General features: G+C 65.3%; 24 protein-coding genes. 15 read left to right on the top strand and 9 right to left on the bottom strand.

The window, feature by feature from the left end; genetic code table 11:
- Positions 1–15: 15 nt before the first annotated feature.
- The 5 genes from HAP40_RS07275 to HAP40_RS07255 form a co-directional block, all read right to left on the bottom strand.
- Complete coding sequence (locus HAP40_RS07275; protein WP_166818445.1) at positions 16–408, bottom strand: thioesterase family protein; 393 nt, start codon at positions 406–408, stop codon at positions 16–18.
- 112 nt (positions 409–520) lie between these two features.
- On the bottom strand, positions 521–724 hold the full coding sequence (locus HAP40_RS07270; protein ID WP_008144861.1) for a tautomerase family protein: 204 nt from the start codon (positions 722–724) through the stop codon (positions 521–523).
- A gap of 115 nt (positions 725–839) precedes the next feature.
- A complete protein-coding gene (gene hisS, locus HAP40_RS07265) occupies positions 840–2360 on the bottom strand; it encodes a histidine--tRNA ligase (protein ID WP_166818447.1) in 1521 nt (506 codons plus the stop codon).
- 75 nt (positions 2361–2435) lie between these two features.
- A complete protein-coding gene (locus tag HAP40_RS07260; RefSeq protein WP_166818448.1) occupies positions 2436–2960 on the bottom strand; it encodes a YegJ family protein in 525 nt (174 codons plus the stop codon).
- A 136-nt stretch (positions 2961–3096) separates the two neighbouring features.
- Positions 3097–4179 carry a branched-chain amino acid aminotransferase gene (locus tag HAP40_RS07255; RefSeq protein WP_166818449.1) on the bottom strand — a complete coding sequence of 361 codons (1083 nt, stop codon included), beginning with the start codon at positions 4177–4179 and terminating at the stop codon, positions 3097–3099.
- Positions 4180–4518: 339 nt separating this feature from the next.
- Between HAP40_RS07255 and HAP40_RS07250 the strand changes: the two genes are divergently transcribed.
- Genes HAP40_RS07250 through HAP40_RS07240 form a run of 3 tightly spaced genes read left to right on the top strand, consistent with a single transcriptional unit; the run spans position 4519 to position 7198 of the window.
- Positions 4519–5061 carry a MarR family winged helix-turn-helix transcriptional regulator gene (locus HAP40_RS07250; RefSeq protein WP_246741156.1) on the top strand — a complete coding sequence of 181 codons (543 nt, stop codon included), beginning with the start codon at positions 4519–4521 and terminating at the stop codon, positions 5059–5061.
- Positions 5058–5789 carry a response regulator gene (locus HAP40_RS07245; protein ID WP_208024808.1) on the top strand — a complete coding sequence of 244 codons (732 nt, stop codon included), beginning with the start codon at positions 5058–5060 and terminating at the stop codon, positions 5787–5789. The genes HAP40_RS07250 and HAP40_RS07245 overlap by 4 nt, the downstream gene beginning before the upstream one ends.
- Before the next feature lie 20 nt (positions 5790–5809).
- The gene (locus HAP40_RS07240; RefSeq protein ID WP_166818451.1) at positions 5810–7198 is read left to right on the top strand and encodes an ATP-binding protein; all 1389 of its coding nucleotides are present in this window, start codon (positions 5810–5812) and stop codon (positions 7196–7198) included.
- A gap of 11 nt (positions 7199–7209) precedes the next feature.
- Here the strand turns inward: HAP40_RS07240 and HAP40_RS07235 are convergent, their stop codons facing one another.
- Positions 7210–7740, bottom strand: a complete 531-nt coding sequence (locus tag HAP40_RS07235; RefSeq protein WP_166818452.1) for a DUF3617 domain-containing protein — start codon at positions 7738–7740, stop codon at positions 7210–7212.
- Between the two features lie 44 nt (positions 7741–7784).
- Positions 7785–8090 carry a hypothetical protein gene (locus tag HAP40_RS07230; protein WP_166818453.1) on the bottom strand — a complete coding sequence of 102 codons (306 nt, stop codon included), beginning with the start codon at positions 8088–8090 and terminating at the stop codon, positions 7785–7787.
- Between the two features lie 184 nt (positions 8091–8274).
- On the opposite strand from HAP40_RS07230, the gene HAP40_RS07225 reads away from it, so the two are divergent.
- The 4 genes from HAP40_RS07225 (at position 8275) to HAP40_RS07210 (ending at position 11026) form a co-directional block, all read left to right on the top strand.
- On the top strand, positions 8275–8736 hold the full coding sequence (locus HAP40_RS07225) for a hypothetical protein (protein WP_166818454.1): 462 nt from the start codon (positions 8275–8277) through the stop codon (positions 8734–8736).
- A 119-nt stretch (positions 8737–8855) separates the two neighbouring features.
- Positions 8856–9560, top strand: a complete 705-nt coding sequence (locus tag HAP40_RS07220) for a ribonuclease T2 family protein (protein WP_166818455.1) — start codon at positions 8856–8858, stop codon at positions 9558–9560.
- A gap of 136 nt (positions 9561–9696) precedes the next feature.
- On the top strand, positions 9697–10557 hold the full coding sequence (locus HAP40_RS07215) for a 23S rRNA (adenine(2030)-N(6))-methyltransferase RlmJ (RefSeq protein ID WP_166818456.1): 861 nt from the start codon (positions 9697–9699) through the stop codon (positions 10555–10557).
- Positions 10558–10810: 253 nt separating this feature from the next.
- Positions 10811–11026: a cold-shock protein gene (locus tag HAP40_RS07210; RefSeq protein ID WP_008544396.1), complete on the top strand. Its 216-nt coding sequence runs from the start codon at positions 10811–10813 to the stop codon at positions 11024–11026.
- Positions 11027–11093: 67 nt separating this feature from the next.
- On the opposite strand, the gene HAP40_RS07205 is transcribed toward HAP40_RS07210, so the two are convergent.
- Positions 11094–11714 (bottom strand): outer membrane protein, encoded by a 621-nt coding sequence (locus HAP40_RS07205; protein WP_166818457.1) that lies wholly within the window; start codon positions 11712–11714, stop codon positions 11094–11096.
- A gap of 246 nt (positions 11715–11960) precedes the next feature.
- On the opposite strand from HAP40_RS07205, the gene uvrC reads away from it, so the two are divergent.
- The 7 genes from uvrC (at position 11961) to HAP40_RS07170 (ending at position 18234) form a co-directional block, all read left to right on the top strand.
- A complete protein-coding gene (gene uvrC / locus HAP40_RS07200; protein WP_166818458.1) occupies positions 11961–14018 on the top strand; it encodes an excinuclease ABC subunit UvrC in 2058 nt (685 codons plus the stop codon).
- Between the two features lie 97 nt (positions 14019–14115).
- Positions 14116–14733 carry a CDP-diacylglycerol--glycerol-3-phosphate 3-phosphatidyltransferase gene (gene pgsA, locus HAP40_RS07195; RefSeq protein ID WP_060734879.1) on the top strand — a complete coding sequence of 206 codons (618 nt, stop codon included), beginning with the start codon at positions 14116–14118 and terminating at the stop codon, positions 14731–14733.
- Positions 14730–14981, top strand: coding sequence for a molybdopterin converting factor subunit 1 (gene moaD / locus HAP40_RS07190; RefSeq protein ID WP_166818459.1), 252 nt, complete (start codon positions 14730–14732; stop codon positions 14979–14981). The genes pgsA and moaD overlap by 4 nt, the downstream gene beginning before the upstream one ends.
- A gap of 2 nt (positions 14982–14983) precedes the next feature.
- Positions 14984–15466, top strand: a complete 483-nt coding sequence (locus HAP40_RS07185) for a molybdenum cofactor biosynthesis protein MoaE (RefSeq protein ID WP_166818460.1) — start codon at positions 14984–14986, stop codon at positions 15464–15466.
- Positions 15466–16425 carry a 50S ribosomal protein L3 N(5)-glutamine methyltransferase gene (prmB, locus tag HAP40_RS07180; protein ID WP_166818461.1) on the top strand — a complete coding sequence of 320 codons (960 nt, stop codon included), beginning with the start codon at positions 15466–15468 and terminating at the stop codon, positions 16423–16425. The genes HAP40_RS07185 and prmB overlap by 1 nt, the downstream gene beginning before the upstream one ends.
- Before the next feature lie 90 nt (positions 16426–16515).
- On the top strand, positions 16516–17103 hold the full coding sequence (locus tag HAP40_RS07175; protein WP_166818462.1) for a phage holin family protein: 588 nt from the start codon (positions 16516–16518) through the stop codon (positions 17101–17103).
- On the top strand, positions 17104–18234 hold the full coding sequence (locus HAP40_RS07170; protein WP_166818463.1) for a YihY/virulence factor BrkB family protein: 1131 nt from the start codon (positions 17104–17106) through the stop codon (positions 18232–18234). It abuts the gene before it with no gap.
- Between the two features lie 45 nt (positions 18235–18279).
- On the opposite strand, the gene HAP40_RS07165 is transcribed toward HAP40_RS07170, so the two are convergent.
- The gene (locus HAP40_RS07165; protein ID WP_166818464.1) at positions 18280–19119 is read right to left on the bottom strand and encodes a class I SAM-dependent methyltransferase; all 840 of its coding nucleotides are present in this window, start codon (positions 19117–19119) and stop codon (positions 18280–18282) included.
- A gap of 119 nt (positions 19120–19238) precedes the next feature.
- Here HAP40_RS07165 and HAP40_RS07160 point away from each other — a divergent pair, with 119 nt between their 5' ends.
- Positions 19239–20801, top strand: coding sequence for a winged helix-turn-helix domain-containing protein (locus tag HAP40_RS07160; RefSeq protein ID WP_166818465.1), 1563 nt, complete (start codon positions 19239–19241; stop codon positions 20799–20801).
- The last annotated feature ends 81 nt before the right edge of the window (positions 20802–20882 follow it).

Raw genomic sequence — 20882 nt, 5'->3', positions numbered from 1 at the left:
GCTGAGCGGGCTGCACTACGCCCCCAGCCGCCTGTTGAACATCTCGACATTGACGAGCCCGCGCGCGTGGCGGCCCTCGCCGAGCTTGCGCGTGCCTTCGAACGCCTCGACTTCGAAGCGGATGACGCGGCGTTCGACCGCGACCACCTTCGCAGTGGTCCGCACGGTGGCACCGACGAGAGCGGCTGCCAGATGTCGGATGTCGACCTCGGTACCGACCGTGACCCAGCCCGGCTGCAGCGCGGCGCGGATTGCATCGCCCGCCGTCATCTCCATTTCCAGGATCATCATCGGCGTCGCATAGACCATCGGCATGCCGGGCACGAAGTGCCCGACCGTGCGCTCCGCCGGGACCACCAGCGTGCGCTCGGCGCTCATGCCGATCGTGATGAAATCGCGTGCGTCCATGGTGCTTGCTCGTCATTCCGGGGCGCGCGAAGCGCGAACCCGGAATCCAGAGATTGTCGATCGAGATTCCGGGTTCAGCCCTGGCGGGCTGCCCCGGAATGACGCTAAAGCGTCACTTCTTCGCCGCCGCCGCGCGCTCCACGAAGGTCTTGCCGCCCTTCATCTTGTGGCGGAGCGGGGCTTCGTTGATCTGGATGACGACGGCATCGGCGTCGACGCCGAGATTCTTCACCAGCGCCTGGGTGATGTCGCGCATCATGCCGGCCTTCTGCTCGTCGGTGCGGCCTTCGGCCATGCTGACCGTGATCTCAGGCATTGTCTTCTCCCTGCTGTCGCGATGACCGGGCACACCCCGGTCGTTCATGAAGGTGCGCATCAAACAGGACTGACATGCCCGGGACAAGCCCGGGCATGACGGCTTGGCGGAATGGCTATCCCCACTTTACGTCATGGCGGCCCAGGACCTCGCGCACCTTGGCGACGAGATCGGCTTCGCTGCACGAGAACTGCGCCGGGCGACTCTCGCGCCATTCCTGGTTGGAAGCGATCGCCGCAGCGGCCTTGGCACCCTCGACCAGATCCTTGATCTGCACCTCGCCGCGCGTCTTCTCATCCGAGCCCTGGATGATGACGCAGGGGCTATTGCGGCGGTCGGCATATTTGAGCTGGTTGCCCATGTTCTTGGGGTTGCCGAGATAGAGCTCGGCGCGGATGCCGGCGGTGCGCAAGCTGGCAACCATCTTCTGGTAGTCGGCGACGCGGTCGCGGTCGAACACGGTGACGACGACGGGCCCGAATTCCGGCCGCGTGTCGAGCTTGCCGAGCAGCGTCAGCGCCGCCTGCAAACGCGAGACGCCGATCGAGAAACCGGTCGCCGGCACCGGCTCGCCGCGGAAGCGCGAGACGAGACCGTCATAGCGCCCACCACCACCGACCGAGCCGAATCGCACGGGCCGGCCCTTCTCGTCCTTGGTCTCGAGCAGAAGTTCGACCTCGTAGACGGGGCCGGTGTAATATTCGAGGCCGCGCACGACCGACGGATCGATCTTGATGCGATCCGCGCCGTAGCCCGACGCCGTGACCAGCTTTGCAATTTCCTCCAGCTCGCTGACGCCAGCCTGACCGATCTGGCTCTTGGCGAGGTAGGCTTCTGCGGCGGCAACGGCATCTTTCCAATCGTCGCGCGGCTTGGTGATGGCGAGAACGACGTCAGCTTCGGCTTCGCTCAGATTGGCGCCTTTGGTGAAGTCGCCCTTGCCTTCTTCGCCGCCATCCCACCGTCCGGGACCGAGCAGCTTGCGCACTTCGTCTGCGGAAAACTTGTCGAGCTTGTCGATCGCGCGCAGCACGATGAGCCTGCGCGCGGCGTTCTCGTCACCGCCGAGCCCGATGGCTTCCAAAACGCCGTCGAGCACTTTTCGATTGTTCACCTTCACGACATAGGAGCCGCGCGCAATGCCCAGCGCCTCCATCGTGTCCGCGGCCATCATGCAGATCTCGGCATCCGCCGCCGGCGTCGCCGACCCGACCGTGTCGGCATCGAACTGCATGAACTGGCGGAAGCGGCCCGGGCCAGGCTTTTCGTTGCGGAAGACATAGCCGACGCGATAGCTGCGATAGGGCAGCACCAGACCGTCGGTGCCGTAGCGTTCGCCGACATAGCGCGCCAGCGGCGCAGTCAAATCGTAGCGCAGGCTGATCCATTGCTCGTCGTCGTCCTGGAACGAGAACACGCCCTCGTTGGGACGGTCCTGATCGGGCAGGAACTTGCCGAGCGCGTCGGTGTATTCCATCGCCGGCGTTTCCACGGGCTCGAAGCCGTAGAGCTCGTACACGGCGCGGATCTTCTCGACCATCTCGCGCGTCGCCCGGATCGCTGAGGGGTCGCGATCCTCGAGCCCGCGCGGCAGGCGCGCCTTCAGTTTCTGGGTTTTCTTGGGTTTCTCGGCCATGTGCGGCGTTTACCAGCCGGGGCCGGTGGCGGCAACCGCTGCCTTTTTCCTCTCCCCTTGTGGAAGGAAAAGCGCCTACGGCTGCTCCATCCGCGCCCTCAGCGCATCCGCATCCGCCTTCGGCAGCGACTTCAGGGTCGGCTTGATGGTTTCGCCGCCGACGATCTTGCCGTTGCGCATGAACATCCAGTCCGAGATGTCGGCGTCGCCGAACGACACTTTGTCGCCGGCCCGCTTGCCCGGCATGTCGCGGGGCTCGTTGGCGAAGACGCCGGTAAAGCTCCCGTCGGGCTGCTTCTTCACCTCGCCGATCCAGATGTGCTCCCCGCCCCGGCGGGTTGAAAAGCGCACCTTGAGAGAATGCCCGGCCTCCGACGGCTTCGGCGATTCATAGGAGGCCCAGAAGGTCGGGAGCGTGCCGCGGGCGCGCGCGATCGCCGCATTCATCTCGGGATCGCTGGTGCGCACTTCAACGATCGGCGAGCGGTCTTGCGCGACCACCTCGTGAACCGGGCCGATGGTCAGGATGCCGAAGACGGAAACGCCGGTGATTGCGGCGAGAACGACCCATTTCATGGGTTGGGAGAGCTTTGCGGCCATGACTGCGATGTCCTGATGTCCAGATGTGTCCAGACTTTGTCGCATGTCGGCAACGGCACGTTCAGTGCGCAAAAAACCACAGAGGATGCGCGTTCCCCCTCTGCTTGCCGCGAGAGGGGAAACGCGCTTTCCGCGATCAAGACACCTTGCGGATCCAGTTGTGCGGATCGTTGGTGCGGCCGTACTGGATGTCGACGAGCTGCTTGCGCAGGCCCATGGCGACGGGGCCGGCGGCGCCGCCGCTGATGTCGAAATCGCCGCTGACCGAACGCACCTTGCCGATCGGCGAGATCACGGCCGCGGTGCCGCACGCAAACGCTTCCTTGAGCTTGCCGCTCGCCGCATCCTTGCGCCACTGGTCGAGCGAATACGGCTCCTCGCGCACGGTCTTTCCGGCGTCGCGGGCGAGCGCGATGATGGAGTCGCGGGTGATGCCGGGCAGGATGGTGCCGAGCGGCGGCGTCGAGAGCGAGCCGTCATCGAACACGAAGAACACGTTCATGCCGCCGAGCTCCTCGACGTAGCGGCGCTCGACCGCGTCGAGGAACACGACCTGATCGCAACCATGCTGGATCGCTTCGGCCTGCGCGCGCAGGCTCGCGGCATAATTGCCGCCGCATTTGACCGCGCCGGTGCCGCCGATCGCGGCGCGCGTGTAGTTCTCCGACACCCAGATCGAGACCGGCGCAGGTCCGCCCTTGAAATAGGAGCCGACCGGCGAGGCGATGACCGAAAAGATGTATTCGGACGACGGCTTGACGCCCAGGAAGGTTTCGCTCGCGATCATGAACGGGCGCAGATAGAGGCTGCCTTCGCCACCCGGCATCCAGGCGCGGTCGATGCGCACGACCTGCTCGACCGCCTCGATGAAGACGTCCTCGGGCAATTGTGCCATCGCCATGCGATCTGCCGAATCCTTGAAGCGGCGCGCATTGGCGTCGGGGCGGAACAGGTTCACGCCGCCGTCGTCGCGCTTGTAGGCCTTGAGGCCTTCGAAGATCTCCTGCGCGTAGTGCAGCACCGCGCCGGCCGGATCGAGCTGGAAATTGGCGCGGGCCTCGATGCGCGCTTCATACCAGCCGCCCTTGGCCTGGTTGTAGCGGACGATCGCCATGTGATCGGTGAAGACCCGTCCGAAGCCGGGGTCCACCAGCTTGGCGACGCGGTCCTTCTCCGGCGTCGGATTGGATGCGGGCTGGATGTCGAATGTCATGCTCATGTCCTTGGCTCCCGCTGCCGGTATCGGCGCTGTTCTGGCGCCGGCCCGCCCTGTTTCGGGCCGGCCGGCTTCAATAGGTGTCTGGCTGAACCACCGCCAGCCTTGTTACGGCCGGTTTCCCGTGGCCAGCATGTCGCCGAGGACATGCTTTTGCGGAACGCGGAAGTCCAGTATGTTTTGCCGAAATGCCGCTCGACAATCGCACGGTAGACCTGTTCCGGCCGTCGTCGCCTGTCCGGCTCTTTCCGCCGTCCCTGCTTCGACGCCGTCCGTCACGAAACGATCTAAAATTTCGTGCGGGTCGATCCTTTTGTAACATTGAACCCAAGATACGTCAATATGCCTGACATAAATTTCGCGAGCTCCTCTCAGGACGTCGCCGAACCCCGGCAAGCCGCAGGCGATGGAAGCAATTTGCGCTGGGATATCATCGAGCTGCTGTTCTTCGCCTATCGCGATTTCGTGGGCGATCCCGACCAGGAGCTGGAGGCGTTCGGCTTCGGCCGGGCTCATCACCGGGTCATGCACTTCGTCTATCGCTATCCCGGGCTCAAGGTCGCAGACCTCCTCGACGTCCTGCGCATCACAAAACAGTCGCTCGGCCGGGTGCTCAAGCAGCTCCTGGACGAGGGCTACATCGTGCAGAAGACCGGCGACAATGACCGCCGCCAGCGCCTGCTCTATGCGACGCCGAAGGGCGAGGCGCTGGTGCAGAAGCTTGCCGGCCTCCAGACCACGCGCATCACCAAGGCGCTCTCTGAAATGGGGCCGCAGGATGCCGAGACGGTCAAGCGCTTCCTGCGCGCGATGATCGACCGTGACGATCCGGACAAGGTGCTCGAGACGATCTTCGCCTCCGTCAACCAGGACGCCAAGGAGTGAACGTGCCGCTCGCTGCCACTCTCGCCCGCCCGCCGGCGCGTCCGGCCGACGACGCCCCGCACCTCTTGCTGGTCGATGACGACCGCCGCATCCGCGACCTGCTCTCGCGCTTCCTCGCCAGCGAAGGCTACCGCGTCTCGACCGCCGCCAGCGCCGGCGATGCGCGCGCCAAGCTGATGGGCCTGCACTTCGATCTCCTGATCCTCGACGTCATGATGCCCGGCGAGACCGGCTTCGACCTCGCCCGCTTCATCCGCACCTCCTCCTCGGTGCCGATCGTGATGCTGACCGCGCGGCACGAGGCCGAAGCCCGCATCGAGGGCCTGCAGATCGGCGCCGACGACTACGTCGCGAAACCGTTCGAGCCGCGCGAACTCGCGCTGCGCATCAACAACATCCTCAAGCGCGCCGCGCCGCCGCCGCAGGCGGCAACCGTGGAGAAGATCGCCTTCGGTCCCTACGTCTACCATCTCGATCGCGGCGAGCTGCGCCAGGGCGAGGAGGTCATTCACCTCACCGACCGCGAGCGCGAGATGCTGCGGATCCTCTCGGAGACGCCGGGCGAAACCGTGCCGCGCAGCGCGCTGACGGGCAATGGCAGCGTCAACGAGCGCGCCGTCGACGTGCAGATCAACCGCCTCCGGCGCAAGATCGAGACCGATCCCGCCAATCCGCTGTTCCTCCAGGCGGTGCGCGGCATCGGCTATCGGCTGGTAGCCTCGCCTTAGACCGCAGTGAAGCGCGACCGATGAGCACGATCGATACCGGCCTGACGCTACTGAAGAGCGCCGCCGGCCGCGTCTCCGCCGCCAATGGCTGGATGGGCAATGCGTTCAAAGGGTGGATGCCGACCGGCCTCTATGCCCGCGCGCTCCTGATCATGATCGTGCCGATGGTGATCCTGCAATCGGTCGTCGCCTTCGTGTTCATGGAGCGGCACTGGAATACGGTGACGCGCCGCCTGTCGGCCGCAGTGGTGCAGGACATCGCCGCGCTGATCGACGTCTACAAGGGCTATCCGCAGGACCGAGATCGCGACCAGATCCGCCGCATCGCGCAGCAACGGCTCGGCCTCGTCGTCGATTTCCTGCCCGCCGGCGACATGCCGCCGCCGGGACCGAAGCCGTTCTTCTCGCTGCTCGACCAGACGCTGTCGGTGCAGCTCGGCCGCCAGATCGGGCGTTCGTTCTGGATCGACACGGTCGGCCGCTCCAACCTGGTCGAGATCCGCATCCAGCTCGACGATGCCGTGATGCGCGTGTTCGCGCAGCGCAGCGCGGCCTACGCCTCGAACTCGGAGATATTCCTGTTTTGGATGGTCGGCACGTCGTCGATTCTCCTGATCGTCGCCGTGCTGTTCCTGCGTAACCAGATCAAGCCGATCCTGCGGCTCGCCGATGCGGCCGAAAGTTTTGGCAAGGGCCGCGAGGCGCCGAACTTCCGCCCACGAGGCGCGCGCGAGGTGCGGCGCGCCTCGGTCGCCTTCCTCGAGATGAAATCGCGCATCGAGCGCACGATGGAGCAGCGCACCGCGATGCTCGCCGGCGTCAGCCACGATTTGCGCACCATCCTGACCCGCTTCAAGCTCGAATTGGCGCTGATCGGCGACAGCCCCGAGCTCGAGGGCATGCGCAAGGACGTCGACGAGATGTCGATGATGCTGGAGGATTACCTTGCCTTTGCCCGCGGCGATTCCGGCGAGCAGTCGCAGCCGACCGACATGGCCCAGGCCCTTGAGGAATTGCGCAGCGACGCCGAACGCCATGGCCACACTGCGACCGTGGCGTTCCACGGCCTGCCGGTGGTGACGGTGAAGCCGGCCTCGTTCAAGCGCTGCCTCGCCAACCTCGTCACGAACGCCGCGCGCTACGGCAAGGCCATCGCCATCGCCGGACAGCGCGATCACCGTTATCTCACCGTCACGGTCGACGACGACGGCCCAGGCATCCCGGCGCATTTGCGCGAAGAGGTGTTCAAGCCGTTCCTGCGGCTGGACAACGCACGCAACCAGGACGAAGGCGGCACTGGTCTTGGGCTTGCGATTGCGCGCGACATCGCCCGCTCGCACGGCGGCGACATCACGCTCGGCGACAGCCCGATGGGGGGATTGAGGGCGAGCGTGCGGATTCCGGTGTAGCCGCCGTAGCCCTACTTCGGCAGCAGCGCCTTCAGCTTGTCCATGTCGCGCACGTTCATCTTGAAGCCGCCGGGCATCACGATGTCGCCGGGCTTCTGGTCCGGCTTGCAGGCCCCTAGCCATTTGGCCTGCAACGTCATGGTGCTGTCGCGGCCGGCCGCGCCTGCGACGCCGCCTTTTGCATGCGAGGAGGTCTTCACCGTGTAGGCCGAGTTGAAATCGCCGGTGATCTCTGCATGCGAGGTCGTGTTGACGCCAGCGACGTTGCACTCGGAATCGCTGACATAGCCGGTCGCGGTCTTCTTGATCTCCTGCTTGGCACAGATCTGCTTGGCCATCGGGGAGACGTTGTTGCTCATCTCCTTGTCGACGGTCTCGTCGGTGCAATGCTGCATGGTCATTTCGGGCACAGGCGAGCCTGATGTGACCAGCTTCATTTCCCAAAGGCCGGCCTTGCGCACCGGCAGATCGTCGGCGCTGGCGCTACCTGCCGACAACACGAGACAAGCGGCCGAGCCGAGCAAAGCGAGTTTGCGCGTCATGGGGAAGCCTCCCGGCTGAGAGATTGCGGCGCTACGACAGCGCTTCAGTACAGCGTGCGGATCGGTTGCGCTGCGGCGCCATAAGGCACCCAGCGGCACGAGAACGAGATGTAGCCGCCCTCATAGGCCTGCACGCCGAGGAATTTGACGACCTTGCCGTAGCGCGCGCAGTGATCGACCGCGACTTGCCGAGCATCGACCTGGGTCGCCATCGAATAGGCGATGATGCCGCCGGTGTCGTTGCCCTTGAACGGCGGCACCGGAAGGATATCGGCGCGCGCCGACTGGCTCGCCATCGGACCCGAGACAACCAGGCTGGCGAGAAGACCCGCGGCCGCAATGATTCGCATTCCCGTCACTCCAATTGGTTGGGGCCAGTTTACGGTGCCGGGATCACCATGAAAAGAACCGAAGTCCCATCGGCAGCGACATTACGGTCAACTCCTGGCAAAGTGTTGCCGCGTTGCACTTGACCTCCCCCGGCCTTCGCGGCACCGTCCACCCTTCGCAAGACCTTAGCTGTCCGGATTGACCATGCGCGCTCCCTCCCTGAAATCGCTCCGCTTTGCCGCTCTGCTCGGCCTCATGTTCGGTGCGCTGTCGCTCGGCGAGGCCAGGGCCGCCAATCCACTGGAGCTGAATTTCTGGCTGAGCGGCCCCCGCTACGACGGCGCCGTCGTCGATTGCGACCAGGCGCTGCCGACCATCGCCACGCAGTTCTGGGAAAAGGAAAGCTCGTTCTGGAATTCCTCGCTGAAGATCACGGGCTTCGCCGCCGTTCGCGAGGTCGCATTCCGTCCCTGGCAGTCCGACAACATTCCGCGCCGCTACTGCACCGGCGAAGCCATGCTCAACGACGGCAAGGTCCGCAAGGTGCACTTCTCGATCATCGAGGATGGCGGCTTTGCCGGTTACGGCAACGGCGTCGAATGGTGCGTCGTCGGCGTCGACCGCAACTGGGCCTACAATCCGGCCTGCCGGGCGGCAAGACCCTGATCAGAAAGCCCGGATCTGGGTCGCGCGGGCCGCTGAACGGTGGCCGCCTCGATTTTGTTCTTGAAATGTTCCTGTCGCCTGCTAGGCTTCTTCGCACAGTCTAGTTGAGGGGCGCCGCCATGTTTCATTCCAGATTGCATTCATTCTCCCGCCTGGTGATCTCGCTGGCCCTTCCTTTGATCCTTGCCGCGGGTCTCGCCTCGTTCGCGGGGGACGCAAGGGCCCAGGACAAGCGGCAGAACGCGCCGGGCGCGTTCGACTTCTATGTGCTGGCGCTGTCATGGTCGCCCTCGTTCTGCGAGGACGCCGCCGAACGCGGCGGCCGCTCGCATATCCAGTGCGGCGGACGACCCTATGCCTTCGTGGTGCATGGGCTGTGGCCGCAATATGAAAACGGCTTTCCCGAATATTGCCAGCGGCCGGCACCTCGGCTGAACCGCAACATCGTTTCCTCGATGCTCGACCTGATGCCGGCGCCGGGCCTGATCTTCAACGAATGGGACAAGCACGGCACCTGCTCGGGGCTCGAAGGCGGCAGCTATTTCGAGATGATCCGCAAGGCGCGCGCCGCGATCAAGATTCCGGCCGAATATCTCGATCTGTCGCAGGCCAAGACGGTGGCGCCGGCGGAGGTCGAGGAGGCTTTCGTCAGGGCCAATCCGGGTCTGAGCAATGCCGCGATCTCGGTCACCTGCAACCGGACACGGCTCTCCGAGGTCCGCATCTGCCTCAGCAAGGACCTGCAATTCCGCGCCTGCGACGAGCTCGAGCGCCGCGCCTGCCGCCGCGACCAGGTCACGATGCCGCCGATCCGGGGCGGGTAGTCGCTCCGGCCACCGTCATTGCGAGGAGCGAAGCGACAAAGCAATCCAAACTGCTGCCCCCGATAGATTCTGGATTGCTTCGCTACGCTCGCAATGACAAGGGGTAGGATCGCGCCAAACAACGCAGTCCTGTCCCATGAACTACCGCCACGCCTTCCACGCCGGCAACTTCGCCGATGTCATCAAGCACATCGCGCTGGCGCGCATCCTCACTTATCTGCAGGACAAGCCGGCTGCGTTCCGCGTCATCGACACCCATGCCGGCGCCGGCCTCTACGACCTCGACAGCGACGAGGCGCGCCGCGGCGGCGAGTGGCTGACCGGCATTGCACGGCTGATGCAAGCGCGCCTGTCGAACGAGACCGCCGCGCTGACCAAGCCCTATCTCGACATCGTCCGCGCCTTCAATCCGAAAGGCGAACTCAAGACCTATCCGGGCTCGCCGCTGATCGCGCGCGGCCTGCTCAGGCCGCAGGACCGTCTCGTCGCCTGCGAGCTCGAACCGAAGGCACGCAAGGCGCTGATCGACGTGTTGCGCCGCGACGAACAGGCCCGCGTGGTCGATCTCGACGGCTGGGTGGCGCTTCCGGCCTTTGTGCCGCCGAAGGAGCGGCGCGGCCTCGTGCTGATCGACCCGCCGTTCGAGGCCAAGGACGAGTTCGAGCGGCTCGGCGAAGCCTTCGCGACGGCTTTCGCGAAATGGCCGACCGGTATCTACGTAATCTGGTATCCGGCCAAGAACCGGCGCGCGACCGAGACGTTGGCACAAACTGCGGCTCGGCTCGCAGCCGCAGCAAAGCCGCCCGGAAAATGTCTGCGCCTCGAATTCAGCGTCGCGCCGCAACTCGATGGTGCCGCCCTCACCTCCACGGGTCTTCTGATCGTCAACCCGCCCTACACGCTGCACAGCGAGCTCAAGACGATCTTGCCCGAGCTGGAAATGCCGCTCGGCCAGGGCGGCGCTGCCAGATTCCGATTGGACGTGCCGAGGCCGTAACACTCCGGCATTCTTGGGAAAAATATGCAGGAGCGGTAGTCAATCTGCAAAGATCCGTATTATGCTGTTTCCGTGACTGGCTTTACGTTCCGCTTCCGCGAATGGTTGCGGCGGAGTGAAGGCCTAAGAAAGATCCGGCCGGACCGATGAGGTCCGCCCAAGGATGGCCAGCTCTCCCGGGCTCCGTAAGGCCCGGTCATGTCGTGACGTGAGTCTGCGTCGCGACGGAGGAGCAATGAGGGGGAGTTTCCCGATGGCCATGACGGGAACGGTCAAGTTCTTTAACGGCGAGCGCGGCTACGGTTTCATCAAGCCGGACGACGGTGGTCGTGACGTCTTCGTACATATTACAGCTGTGGAGCGCGCGGGATTGAAGGACCTTGCCGAAGGACAGCGCATCACATTCGAAGTCGAACCGGACAAGAAGGGCAAGGGACCGAAAGCGGTCAACCTGGTGATCCTGTCTTAGCCTGGCGCAAAAAAAATCCCGGCCGCGAGCGGCCGGGAGGTTGGTCCGGTATTTTCTTCTTCAGCTATCAGAAACGATAGTTCACGCCTGCGCGGACAACGCTGGCGCTATAGCCGTTTGACACGCCCGTAATTGCGAACTGGCTGGTCGACAGATCGAAGTAGAGATATTCGAGCTTGGCGCTCCAGTTCGGCGCAAGGCCGACTTCCGCACCGGCACCGATGGTCCAGCCGGCGGTGGTGTGCGACTCCGTCCAACCGAATGTCTGCGCGCGCAGCTCGCCAAAGGCGAGACCCGCGGTGCCGTAGAACATCACGTTGTTGAAGGAGTAACCGGCGCGGCCGCGCAGGGTGCCGAACCACGGATTGGAGAACTTCCACGGCGCGAACGTATCGTCGGTACCGGTGGCCTGGATGTCGCCCTCGACACCGAACACCCAAGGTCCGTTCTGGAAGTTGTAACCGGCCTGTACGCCGCCGACGAAGCCGGCGGGTTTCACCGGACTGTTGCTGACAGATCCCCACTCATAGCCGATGTTGCCGCCGAGATAAGGACCGGCCCAGCTGTATGCATTGAGCGGCTGATTGACGGTATAGGGCGCGCGCTGCCCATAGAGATCGGCGGCCTCTGCCGAAGCTGTCCAGCCGGCTGCAACCAACGCGGCTGCGCCCACAACGAACCTCTTCATCACACACTCCAACGCAACTGCCGCCCCGCGATGGCCGCGCCGCCGCGCGAGGCCAGACCGCCTGGTTACGGAACCACCACTTTTTCGCGTAAGATTTATCGAGAGTTTTAAGTTAAAGGGCTGTTAAGCCGGGTTACCGCGCTCTTAACAGGCTTAAGCAAGCGTTACCGGGAACTGGGCCGCCATCCTGTGCGTGCGCTACCACCGGAACTTCAAATCGGCATCCCCAGCGCCTAAATTCCCACCATGGTTCACGATTCCCCCGACAATCCGGACGATGCACGCGCGCGTAAACCCGTGCGCGCCACGGCGCCGGACGTTCCGGCCGATACGCCGCCGGACCTCGATCCCGCCACCTCCGGCGGCGACGAGGAGGACGATGCGCGTCTGCCGGATATCCTGGAAGAGAGCGGCGCGATCGGCGAGGGCCCGCTGGCAACCGGCCATGAGGCGATCGAGCGCGCGGTGCGCCTCGCCCCCACCTCGCCCGGCGTCTATCGCATGCTCAATGCGAATGCCGACGTGCTCTATGTCGGCAAGGCCAAGAACGTCAAAAAGCGGCTGTCCAACTACGCGCGCCAGAGTGCGCCGCAGCCGGCCCGCATCCTGCGCATGATCGCGGCCACCGTGACCGTGGAGATCGTCTCGACCAACACCGAGACGGAAGCCCTGCTGCTGGAAGCCAACCTCATCAAGCAGCTGCGGCCGCGCTTCAACGTGCAGCTGCGCGACGACAAGTCGTTTCCCTACATCCTCATCACCGGCGACCATTGGGCGCCGCAGATCCTCAAGCACCGTGGCGCGCAGACGCGGCCGGGGCGCTATTTCGGCCCGTTCGCCTCGGCGGGCGCCGTGAACCGGACCATCACCGCACTTCAGCGTGCGTTCCTGATCCGCTCCTGCACCGATTCCTTCTTCGAGAGCCGCACCCGGCCCTGCCTGCTCTACCAGATCCGCCGCTGCGCCGGCCCCTGCACCCGCGAAATCGACTTCCCCGGCTATACGACGCTGGTGCGCGAGGCGAGCGACTTCCTCTCCGGCAAGAGCCATGCGGTGAAGCAGGAGCTGGCCGGCGAGATGGAGAAGGCCTCCGGTGAGCTCGAATTCGAGCGCGCCGCGCTCTATCGCGACCGCCTCGCCGCGCTGTCGGCAATCCAGTCGCAGCAGGGCATCAATCCGCGTACGGTCGAGGAAGCCGACGTGTTCGCCATCCACCAGGAAGGCGGCTTCTCCTGCGTCGAGGTGTTCTTCTTCCGCACCGGACAGAACTGGGGCAACCGCGCCTATTTTCCACGTGCGGAGAAGACGTTCACGCCGGAGGAGGTGTTGGGTTCCTTCCTCGCCCAGTTCTATGACGACAAGCCGCCGCCGAAGAACATCCTGCTCTCGCACGAGATCGAGGAGAGCGAGCTGCTCGCCAACGCGCTCGCGATCAAGGCCGGCCACAAGGTCGAGGTCACCGCGCCCAAGCGCGGCGAGAAGAAGGAGCTCGTCGCCCACGCGCTGACCAACGCGCGCGAAGCGCTGGGCCGCAAGCTCGCGGACACCGCGACGCAGAGCCGCCTGCTCGAGGCCATGGCCGCGACGCTGGGCCTGCCGCACGCACCCAAGCGCATCGAGGTCTACGACAACAGCCACATCCAGGGCACCAACGCGGTCGGCGCCATGATCGTCGCCGGCCCGGATGGTTTCGTGAAGAACCAGTACCGCAAGTTCAACATCAAATCGGAAGGGATCACGCCCGGCGACGACTTCGCCATGATGCGCGAGGTGCTGGAGCGCCGCTTCAAGCGCCTGATCAACCCGCCCGAGGAGGGCGTGGCCAAAGCCAAGGACGACGATTTCCCGCAATGGCCGGACCTCGTCATCATCGACGGCGGCCGCGGCCAGCTCAACGCCGTCCGCGAGATCTTCGCCAATCTCGGCCTGACCCAGGTGTCGCTGATGTCGGTCGCCAAGGGCCCGGACCGGGATGCCGGCCGCGAAACCCTGTTCATGCCGGAGCGCGAGGCGATCAAGCTGGAGCCGCGCGATCCCGTGCTCTATTTCATCCAGCGCCTGCGCGACGAGGCTCACCGCTTCGTCATCGGCTCCCACCGCAAGCTGCGCAAGAAGGATATCCGCGAGGCCGGTTTGCAGGAGATTCCGGGCATCGGCCCGTCACGCAAACGTGCCTTGCTGCATCATTTCGGAACCCTGAAGGAGATCGAACGGGCCTCGATCGCCGATCTCGGCAAGGTTCCGGGGGTGAGCGCCGAGAGCGCGCGCAGGATTTTCGAATATTTCCATCCCCAGCCGGGATGAACTAAAGGGGGACCGCAGTCATATGATCGTCGTGTCCGCACCTCATTTGAGGCGCGGGACGGTTGACGTTCAGGCAGCAGCGGTATTGGTAGGACGTATGAACATCGCCACCACACGAGGGACGACCAGCCGCGCGATGTCCCTCCCCAACATCCTGACCTATGGCCGGATCGCCGCGATCCCGGTCGTGGTCGGATGCATCTATGCGCAGTCGATTCTGGATCAGCCGCTCTGGCTGCGCTGGGTGGCGGTGGCCATCTTCATCGGCGCCGCGGTGACTGATTACCTTGACGGCTATTATGCACGGATCTGGAATCAGCAATCGGCGTTCGGCCGGATGCTCGACCCGATCGCCGACAAGCTGCTGGTCGCCTCCTGCCTATTGATGCTGGCCGCGGACGGCATCATCCACGGCTGGTCGCTGTGGGCCGCCATCGTGATCCTGTGCCGCGAGATCCTGGTCTCGGGCCTGCGCGAATATCTCGCCGCGCTGCGCGTCAGCGTGCCCGTCACCAAGCTCGCCAAGTGGAAGACCACGGTCCAGCTCGTCGCCATCGGCTTCCTGCTCGCGGGCCCGGCCGGCGATGAGGTCGTGCCGGTGGTCTCGATGATCGGACTGGCGCTGCTGTGGGCTTCGGCGATCCTCACCATGTACACCGGCTACGACTATTTCCGCGCCGGCATCCATCACCTCATCAAGGAGGACGAGGGATGAAGGTGAAATATTTCGCCTGGGTGCGCGAGCGCATCGGCAAGGCCGAGGAGACGATCGAGCCGCCTGCGACCGTCCGCACCGTCGAGGAGCTGATCGCCTGGCTGTCCGGCCAGAGTGAGGCCTACGCCTACGCCTTCGAGAAGCCGAAGGTGATCCGCGCCGCGATCGATCGCGCCCATGTCAAGCCGGACGCCGCGATCGCGGGCGCCCGCGAGATCGCGTTCTTCCCGCCGATGACCGGCGGATGACCATGACCTCCCCTGCCGCCGCCTGTCCCGTCACCATCCGCATTCAGGAGGACGATTTCGACATCGCGCGCGAGATCGCGATCCTGACCGGGAGCCGGACCGACATCGGCGCAGTCGTGAGCTTCTCCGGCATCTGCCGGGCCGACGAGGACAGCGCGAAGATCGCCGCGCTGACACTCGAACATTACCCCGATATGGCGGAAGAGGAGATCGGGCGTCATGTCGATGAGGCGATCTCGCGCTGGCCACTGAACGGCGTCACGGTGATTCATCGCGTCGGCCGCTTCATGCCCGGCCAGAACATCGTGCTGGTGCTGACCGCCTCGCAGCACCGCCAGGCCGCGTTCCAGGCGGCCGAGTTCCTGATGGATTATCTCAAGACGAGCGCACCGTTCTGGAAGAAGGAAGAGAGCGAAGCCGGCACCGGCTGGGTCGAGGCGCAGGCCCGCGATGACGAAGCCGCCGCACGCTGGACCCGATCCTGATGGCAAAAGCATCCAAAAAGACCGTGCGCGGCCGCGCCGCGCCAAAACCTGCCAAGGTCGGCCCGGGCGAACTTCTCACGCTGGTCGATTTCGTCCGCTATGGGGTGAGCCGCTTCGTCGAAGCTGGGCTTGCCTTTGCGCACGGCACGACCGATCCGGTTGCCGAAGCCGCCTTCCTGGTGAGCGAGGCGCTGCATCTCAATCCCGAACAGTTCGAGACGTTTGCCGGCGCGCGCGTCACGGTCGCCGAGGGCAAGGCCATCCTTGATCTCATCCATCGGCGGGTCACCACGCGCAAACCGGCCGCCTATCTCGTCAACAAGATCTACATGCGTGGCCTGCCCTTCTATGTCGACGAGCGCGTCATCGTTCCGCGCTCCTTCATCGGCGAGCTCCTGGCATCGCATTTCGGCGGTGAAGAAGGCGCCGGCGCGCTGATCGACGATCCCACGGCCGTCGAGCGCGTGCTCGATCTCTGCACGGGATCGGGATGCCTCGCCATCCTCGCCGCGCATCACTTCCCGAACGCCGCCGTCGATGCCGTCGACATCTCCAAGGGCGCGATCGAGGTCGCCACGCGCAATGTCGCCGAATACGGGCTCGAGGGCCGGATCAGCCTGTATCGCGGCGACCTGTTCGCTCCGCTCGGCGACAACAGATACGACCTGATCATCACCAACCCCCCTTACGTCGACGCCGAGGGCATGGCTGCGCTGCCGCCGGAATGTCGGGCTGAGCCGAAGCTTGCCTTCGATGGCGGCCGCGATGGCCTCGACGTGGTGCGCCGCATCCTGCGCGAGGCGCCCGATCACCTCGCGCCGAATGGCGGGCTGATCTGCGAGATCGGCCGCGGCCGCGATCTGGTCGACGAGGCCTTTCCGGAACTGCCGCTGCTCTGGCTCGACACCGAGGACTCCGAGGGCGAAGTGTTCTGGATCGCAGCCGCCGATCTCGGCTGATCGGCGACCACAGGCACGCGGCTTCGGAACAAGTCAAATAGCGCCACGTTCATCCCCCGACGAATGATCTCGCTCTCGGAGGATGTCCGCATGCTCGCGCCATCGGGCGAATTGCTGCGCGCCGGCGTGGCGCTGAAGCTCAACCATCTCAAGCGCGCCGCGCAATCCTATATGCGTGACCGCACCAGCCAGGCCACGGGACGGGCGACGTCCTACGCGGTCGCGGCTGGCCTGTTCGCGCTGGCCGGGCTGTTCGCGATCGCGACCTTCTTCGTCGGCCTGATGGCCCTGTACCGCTGGGTTGCGATCACCTACGGACAATTCTGGGGTTTCGGTGCCGTCGCCGCCGTGTTGCTGGTGCTGGCCGCGATCTGCGCCGGCGTCGCCATGGCCATGACGAAGCGGCCGACCAAGCCCATCGTGCCGCTGGCGAGCCGCATGCGCGTTGCAATCGCCACCCCGCGGATCCCGCGCGGAACGGTCAAGCAGGCGGTAAAGGAGGTCGCGACGACGATCCCCCTGGCACCCTTCGCGCCGGACGAGCGCGGCCATGGCAGAAAGGCCGGCCCCATCCGCACCAACCGGCCCGTGCAGCTTGGCCTCATGCTCGCTGCGATTGGACTGGCGGGGTTCACGGCGGCGCGCCGCAGGCGTTACGGTCAAAGATTGGACGCTTGAATGCTGGTAAGGCGCTCCGAACAAATCGACTCCTGGCTGCTGGTGGCGGCAACGGCCGTCTTCGTGCTGACCGCGGAGCGCTACTTTCAGGACTCCGGCCTGGCCCAGTCGGGGCCGCCCCAAGACCATCGCAAAGGCGAGGCGAATTCCCCGGAAACGCATCCGGCCGGCGCGGCCATGGAGCGCGGCCGAGGCCGTCACGCGAAGAGCCCGTTTACGATCCCCTGGGCGGGCTGGAAGGATATATTCTGGCGCACCTATCAACGCATCGATGAGGATCGCCTGCTCGCAACCGCCGGCGGCGTCGTGTTCTTTGGCCTGCTCGCGATCTTCCCGGCCGTCACGGCGCTCGTCTCGTCCTACGCCCTGTTCGCCGATCCCTCGACGATCAGCTCAAATCTCCACACGCTTGCGACGATGCTGCCCGAGGGTTCGTTCCAGATCGTCGAGGACCAGGTTGCGCGCGTGCTGTCGAACGGCAATACCACGCTCGGCGCCACCTTCCTGCTCGGCCTTCTGCTGGCGATCTGGAGCGCCAATGCCGGCGTCAAGGCCATCTTCGACGCCCTCAACGTCGCCTATGAGGAGCGGGAGAAGCGCAGCTTCGTCAAGCTCAACTTGGTGTCGCTGGCCTTCACCGTGGGCGGTATCGTCGCGCTGCTGCTGATGGTGGGGGCCGTCGTCGCCTTCCCGCTCGCGCTCAATCACCTCGGCATGGCGCCCGAAAGCAAGCTGATCGTGGCGCTGGCGCGATGGCCGCTGCTGTTCCTCATCCTGCTCGTGGCGCTTGCGATTCTTTACCGCTTCGCCCCCAGTCGCGATGCGCCGCGCTGGCAATGGCTCAGTCTCGGTGCGGTGGCCGCCGCCATTCTCTGGATCGCCGGTTCGGCGCTCCTGTCCTGGTATCTCTCGGAATTCGCCAACTACAATGCGACCTACGGCTCGCTTGGCGCGGCGATCGGCCTGATGACGTGGATGTGGATGTCGGCCATCGTGATCATGTTCGGGGCCGAGCTGAACTCGGAGATCGAGCGGCAGACCCTGCGCGACACGACCGCCGGACAGCCGAAGCCGCTCGGCACCCGCCAAGCCGTCTCGGGCGACACGGTCGGCGCGGCCGCGCCGGCCTGATGGACGGTCAGGCCGGATCTCATCCCGCCTGACCGGCTCCGCATCTCAGCGCTTGGTGATGACGGCTTCCAGATATTCGCTGTGCACGACGATCGTGCCATCATCGGCGCGGTTGAACTCCCCGAGCAGCGCCAGGAGATCGCGCTTCAGCGCCGCCTGGCCGCTCTCGTCGAGCGCGGCAAACGCCTTCAGCGTGGGCCCGTAGAAGGTCTTGAAAATATCGAGCCAGTGGTCCGGCGAGCGATAGCGGAACACGAACATGCGCGGCTCGGCCACGATCTCGGAGGCCTGGCTGGCGAACATCTCTTCGAGCCGTGCCGCCGTGCCCCACAGAGCCGGCGACTTCACGCCGGCCGGCGGCGGCAGGTGCTTGCCGATGGTCTTGAACAGTTGACCGATGAAGCCCTGCGGCGTCCAGTTGGCGAGTCCGATCCTGCCGCCGGACCTGCAGACCCGCGCGAGCTCGGACGCCGCCTTGTCCTGATCCGGCGTGAACATCACGCCGAAGGTCGAGAGCACGAAATCGTAGCTGGCGTCGGCAAACGGCAGCGCTTCGGCATCCGCTTCGCGGAATTCGATCGTGAGACGTTCAGCCGCTGCGCGCTCGCGCCCGCGCTCGAGCAGCGCCGGCACGTAGTCGGTGGATGTGACGTCGCACCAGCGCCGTGCTGCCGCCAGCGTCACATTGCCGTTGCCGGCGGCGACGTCCAGCACCTTGCTGCCGGCACGGATGTCAACTGCCTCACAGAGCCGCTCGCCGACGATCTGCAAGGTGGTGCCGACCACGGCATAGTCGCCCGACGACCAGGCGCCGTGCTGGCGCTGCTTGACGGCGGCGAGATCAGGTTGGGCTACGGCTGGCTTGAGCGCGGCGGATGTCGACATGGCAATCTCCTGCGGTTGAAAACGCCGGGACGATAGGGCGCATGCGGCTCGCTGGCCTTGAGACCGGCATTATTTTACGCTGAGAGCACCTTGATTTCCGGACAGGAGCGAGGGGGCGCGTGACGTTTCAGTTCGAGGACTTCCTGCTCGACCCCGAGCGCCGCGAATTGCGGCACGCGGACGCGCTCGTCGCGCTCGAACCCCAGGTGTTCGACCTCCTGATTTACCTTGTTCGTCACCGCGAACGCGTGGTGACGCGGGACAACCTGCTCGATGCGGTCTGGAACGGCCGCGTTGTCTCGGAATCGACGCTGACCAGCCGGATCAACGCAGCGCGCCGCGCGGTTGGCGACAATGGCGAGGAACAGCGGCTGATCCGCACCATCGCACGCAAAGGCGTGCGGTTCGTCGGCGCGGTGACCGAGCTGGCCGGCGCCGCCAAACGAACAGAAGCGGACGAGCGGCCTTCGGCGCCACCGACGGGCCTGCCGCTGCCCGATCGTCCGGCGATCGCGGTGCTGCCCTTCACCAACATGAGCGGCGAGACGGAGCAGGATTATTTTTCCGACGGCATCAGTGAGGACATCATCACCGCGCTGTCGAAGCTGCGCTGGTTCTTCGTGATCGCGCGCAACTCGTCCTTCATCTACAAGGGCCGCGCGGTTCATTTGCGCCAGATCGCGCAAGAGCTCGGCGTGCACTATGTCGTCGAGGGCAGCGTCCGCAAGGATGGCGAGCGCGTCCGCATCACCGCCCAGCTCAACGACGTCGCCACCGGCAGCCATCTCTGGGCCGAACGCTACGACCGCGAGCTCGCCGACGTCTTCACCGTCCAGGACGAGATCACCGAGGCGATCGTCGCCGCGATCGAGCCGCAGCTCTATGCCGCCGAGAGCTTTCGCGCCCAGCGCAAGCCGCCCGACAGCATGGACGCCTGGGACCTCGTGATGCGCGCGCTATCGCACTACTGGCGGGTGACGCGGCAGGATCATGTCGTGGCGCAGGCCCTGCTCGAAAAGGCCATCGCGCTCGATCCGACCTACGGCAAGGCGCTCGGGCTGCTCGGCACCAGCTACATGTTCACGGCCCATATGGGCTGGATGGAGATGGCAAAGGCAATAACGCTCGCCGAACGGGCCGCACGTGCCGCCATCCGCGCCGACGACGAGGACGCCTGGGCCCACAACGCGCTCGGCCACGTCGACCTGTTCGCGCGGCGGTTCGATGACTCGCTGGCCGAATTCGAAACCGCGCTGCGGCTCAATCCGAATTTCGCGCTGGCCCAGGGCTATTATGGCCTGGCCCTCGGCTATTGCGGCCGCTGGCGGGATGCCGATGAGGCCGCGCGGCGGGCGATCCGCCTCAGCCCGCGCGATCCCTATGCGCCGGTCTATTACGGCATCGCCGCCTACGCCCGCTTCCTCGGTGCCGACTACGCGGAAGCGATCCGGCTGGCGCAGGAATCGCTGCGCCAGCGCAGCGACTTCGTCGGCGGGCACCGGGTGTTGACGGCGGCAGCCGGCATGGCCGGACAGACCGAGATGGCCCGCACCGCGCTGCAGGAACTCCGCCGGGCCCAACCGAACGTCACGCTGGCCTGGATCGCCGAGTTCATGCCGATCAAGCTTGCGGCCGACCGCGAACGCTACCTCGAAGGCTTTCGCCGCGCCGGACTGACTTGACCTGCGGACAGGGCCGCTATCCCCTCGAATCAACAATGATGTTAAGGTCGGGTGGCTTGGGGGAGCATGAGGCGTGACGGG

Source organism: Bradyrhizobium sp. 1(2017) (assembly GCF_011602485.2).
Classification (GTDB): Bacteria; Pseudomonadota; Alphaproteobacteria; order Rhizobiales; family Xanthobacteraceae; genus Bradyrhizobium.
The sequence above is the reverse complement of the archived record's forward strand: the minus strand, read 5'-3'. Positions and strand labels throughout refer to the sequence as shown.

Excerpts from the sequence above, each read along its gene's own strand:
- HAP40_RS07255 (WP_166818449.1), bottom strand. The coding sequence starts at position 4,179 with ATGAGCATGACATTCGACATCCAGCCCGCATCCAATCCGACGCCGGAG.
- pgsA (WP_060734879.1), top strand. The coding sequence starts at position 14,116 with ATGAACATCGCCACCACACGAGGGACGACCAGCCGCGCGATGTCCCTC.
- HAP40_RS07165 (WP_166818464.1), bottom strand. The coding sequence starts at position 19,119 with ATGTCGACATCCGCCGCGCTCAAGCCAGCCGTAGCCCAACCTGATCTC.
- HAP40_RS07220 (WP_166818455.1), top strand. The coding sequence starts at position 8,856 with ATGTTTCATTCCAGATTGCATTCATTCTCCCGCCTGGTGATCTCGCTG.
- hisS (WP_166818447.1), bottom strand. The coding sequence starts at position 2,360 with ATGGCCGAGAAACCCAAGAAAACCCAGAAACTGAAGGCGCGCCTGCCG.
- HAP40_RS07250 (WP_246741156.1), top strand. The coding sequence starts at position 4,519 with ATGCCTGACATAAATTTCGCGAGCTCCTCTCAGGACGTCGCCGAACCC.
- HAP40_RS07230 (WP_166818453.1), bottom strand. The coding sequence starts at position 8,090 with ATGCGAATCATTGCGGCCGCGGGTCTTCTCGCCAGCCTGGTTGTCTCG.
- prmB (WP_166818461.1), top strand. The coding sequence starts at position 15,466 with ATGGCAAAAGCATCCAAAAAGACCGTGCGCGGCCGCGCCGCGCCAAAA.
- HAP40_RS07215 (WP_166818456.1), top strand. The coding sequence starts at position 9,697 with ATGAACTACCGCCACGCCTTCCACGCCGGCAACTTCGCCGATGTCATC.
- HAP40_RS07235 (WP_166818452.1), bottom strand. The coding sequence starts at position 7,740 with ATGACGCGCAAACTCGCTTTGCTCGGCTCGGCCGCTTGTCTCGTGTTG.
- HAP40_RS07205 (WP_166818457.1), bottom strand. The coding sequence starts at position 11,714 with ATGAAGAGGTTCGTTGTGGGCGCAGCCGCGTTGGTTGCAGCCGGCTGG.
- HAP40_RS07240 (WP_166818451.1), top strand. The coding sequence starts at position 5,810 with ATGAGCACGATCGATACCGGCCTGACGCTACTGAAGAGCGCCGCCGGC.
- HAP40_RS07170 (WP_166818463.1), top strand. The coding sequence starts at position 17,104 with ATGCTGGTAAGGCGCTCCGAACAAATCGACTCCTGGCTGCTGGTGGCG.
- HAP40_RS07270 (WP_008144861.1), bottom strand. The coding sequence starts at position 724 with ATGCCTGAGATCACGGTCAGCATGGCCGAAGGCCGCACCGACGAGCAG.
- HAP40_RS07225 (WP_166818454.1), top strand. The coding sequence starts at position 8,275 with ATGCGCGCTCCCTCCCTGAAATCGCTCCGCTTTGCCGCTCTGCTCGGC.
- HAP40_RS07260 (WP_166818448.1), bottom strand. The coding sequence starts at position 2,960 with ATGGCCGCAAAGCTCTCCCAACCCATGAAATGGGTCGTTCTCGCCGCA.
- HAP40_RS07275 (WP_166818445.1), bottom strand. The coding sequence starts at position 408 with ATGGACGCACGCGATTTCATCACGATCGGCATGAGCGCCGAGCGCACG.
- uvrC (WP_166818458.1), top strand. The coding sequence starts at position 11,961 with ATGGTTCACGATTCCCCCGACAATCCGGACGATGCACGCGCGCGTAAA.
- HAP40_RS07210 (WP_008544396.1), top strand. The coding sequence starts at position 10,811 with ATGGCCATGACGGGAACGGTCAAGTTCTTTAACGGCGAGCGCGGCTAC.
- moaD (WP_166818459.1), top strand. The coding sequence starts at position 14,730 with ATGAAGGTGAAATATTTCGCCTGGGTGCGCGAGCGCATCGGCAAGGCC.
- HAP40_RS07185 (WP_166818460.1), top strand. The coding sequence starts at position 14,984 with ATGACCTCCCCTGCCGCCGCCTGTCCCGTCACCATCCGCATTCAGGAG.
- HAP40_RS07175 (WP_166818462.1), top strand. The coding sequence starts at position 16,516 with ATGCTCGCGCCATCGGGCGAATTGCTGCGCGCCGGCGTGGCGCTGAAG.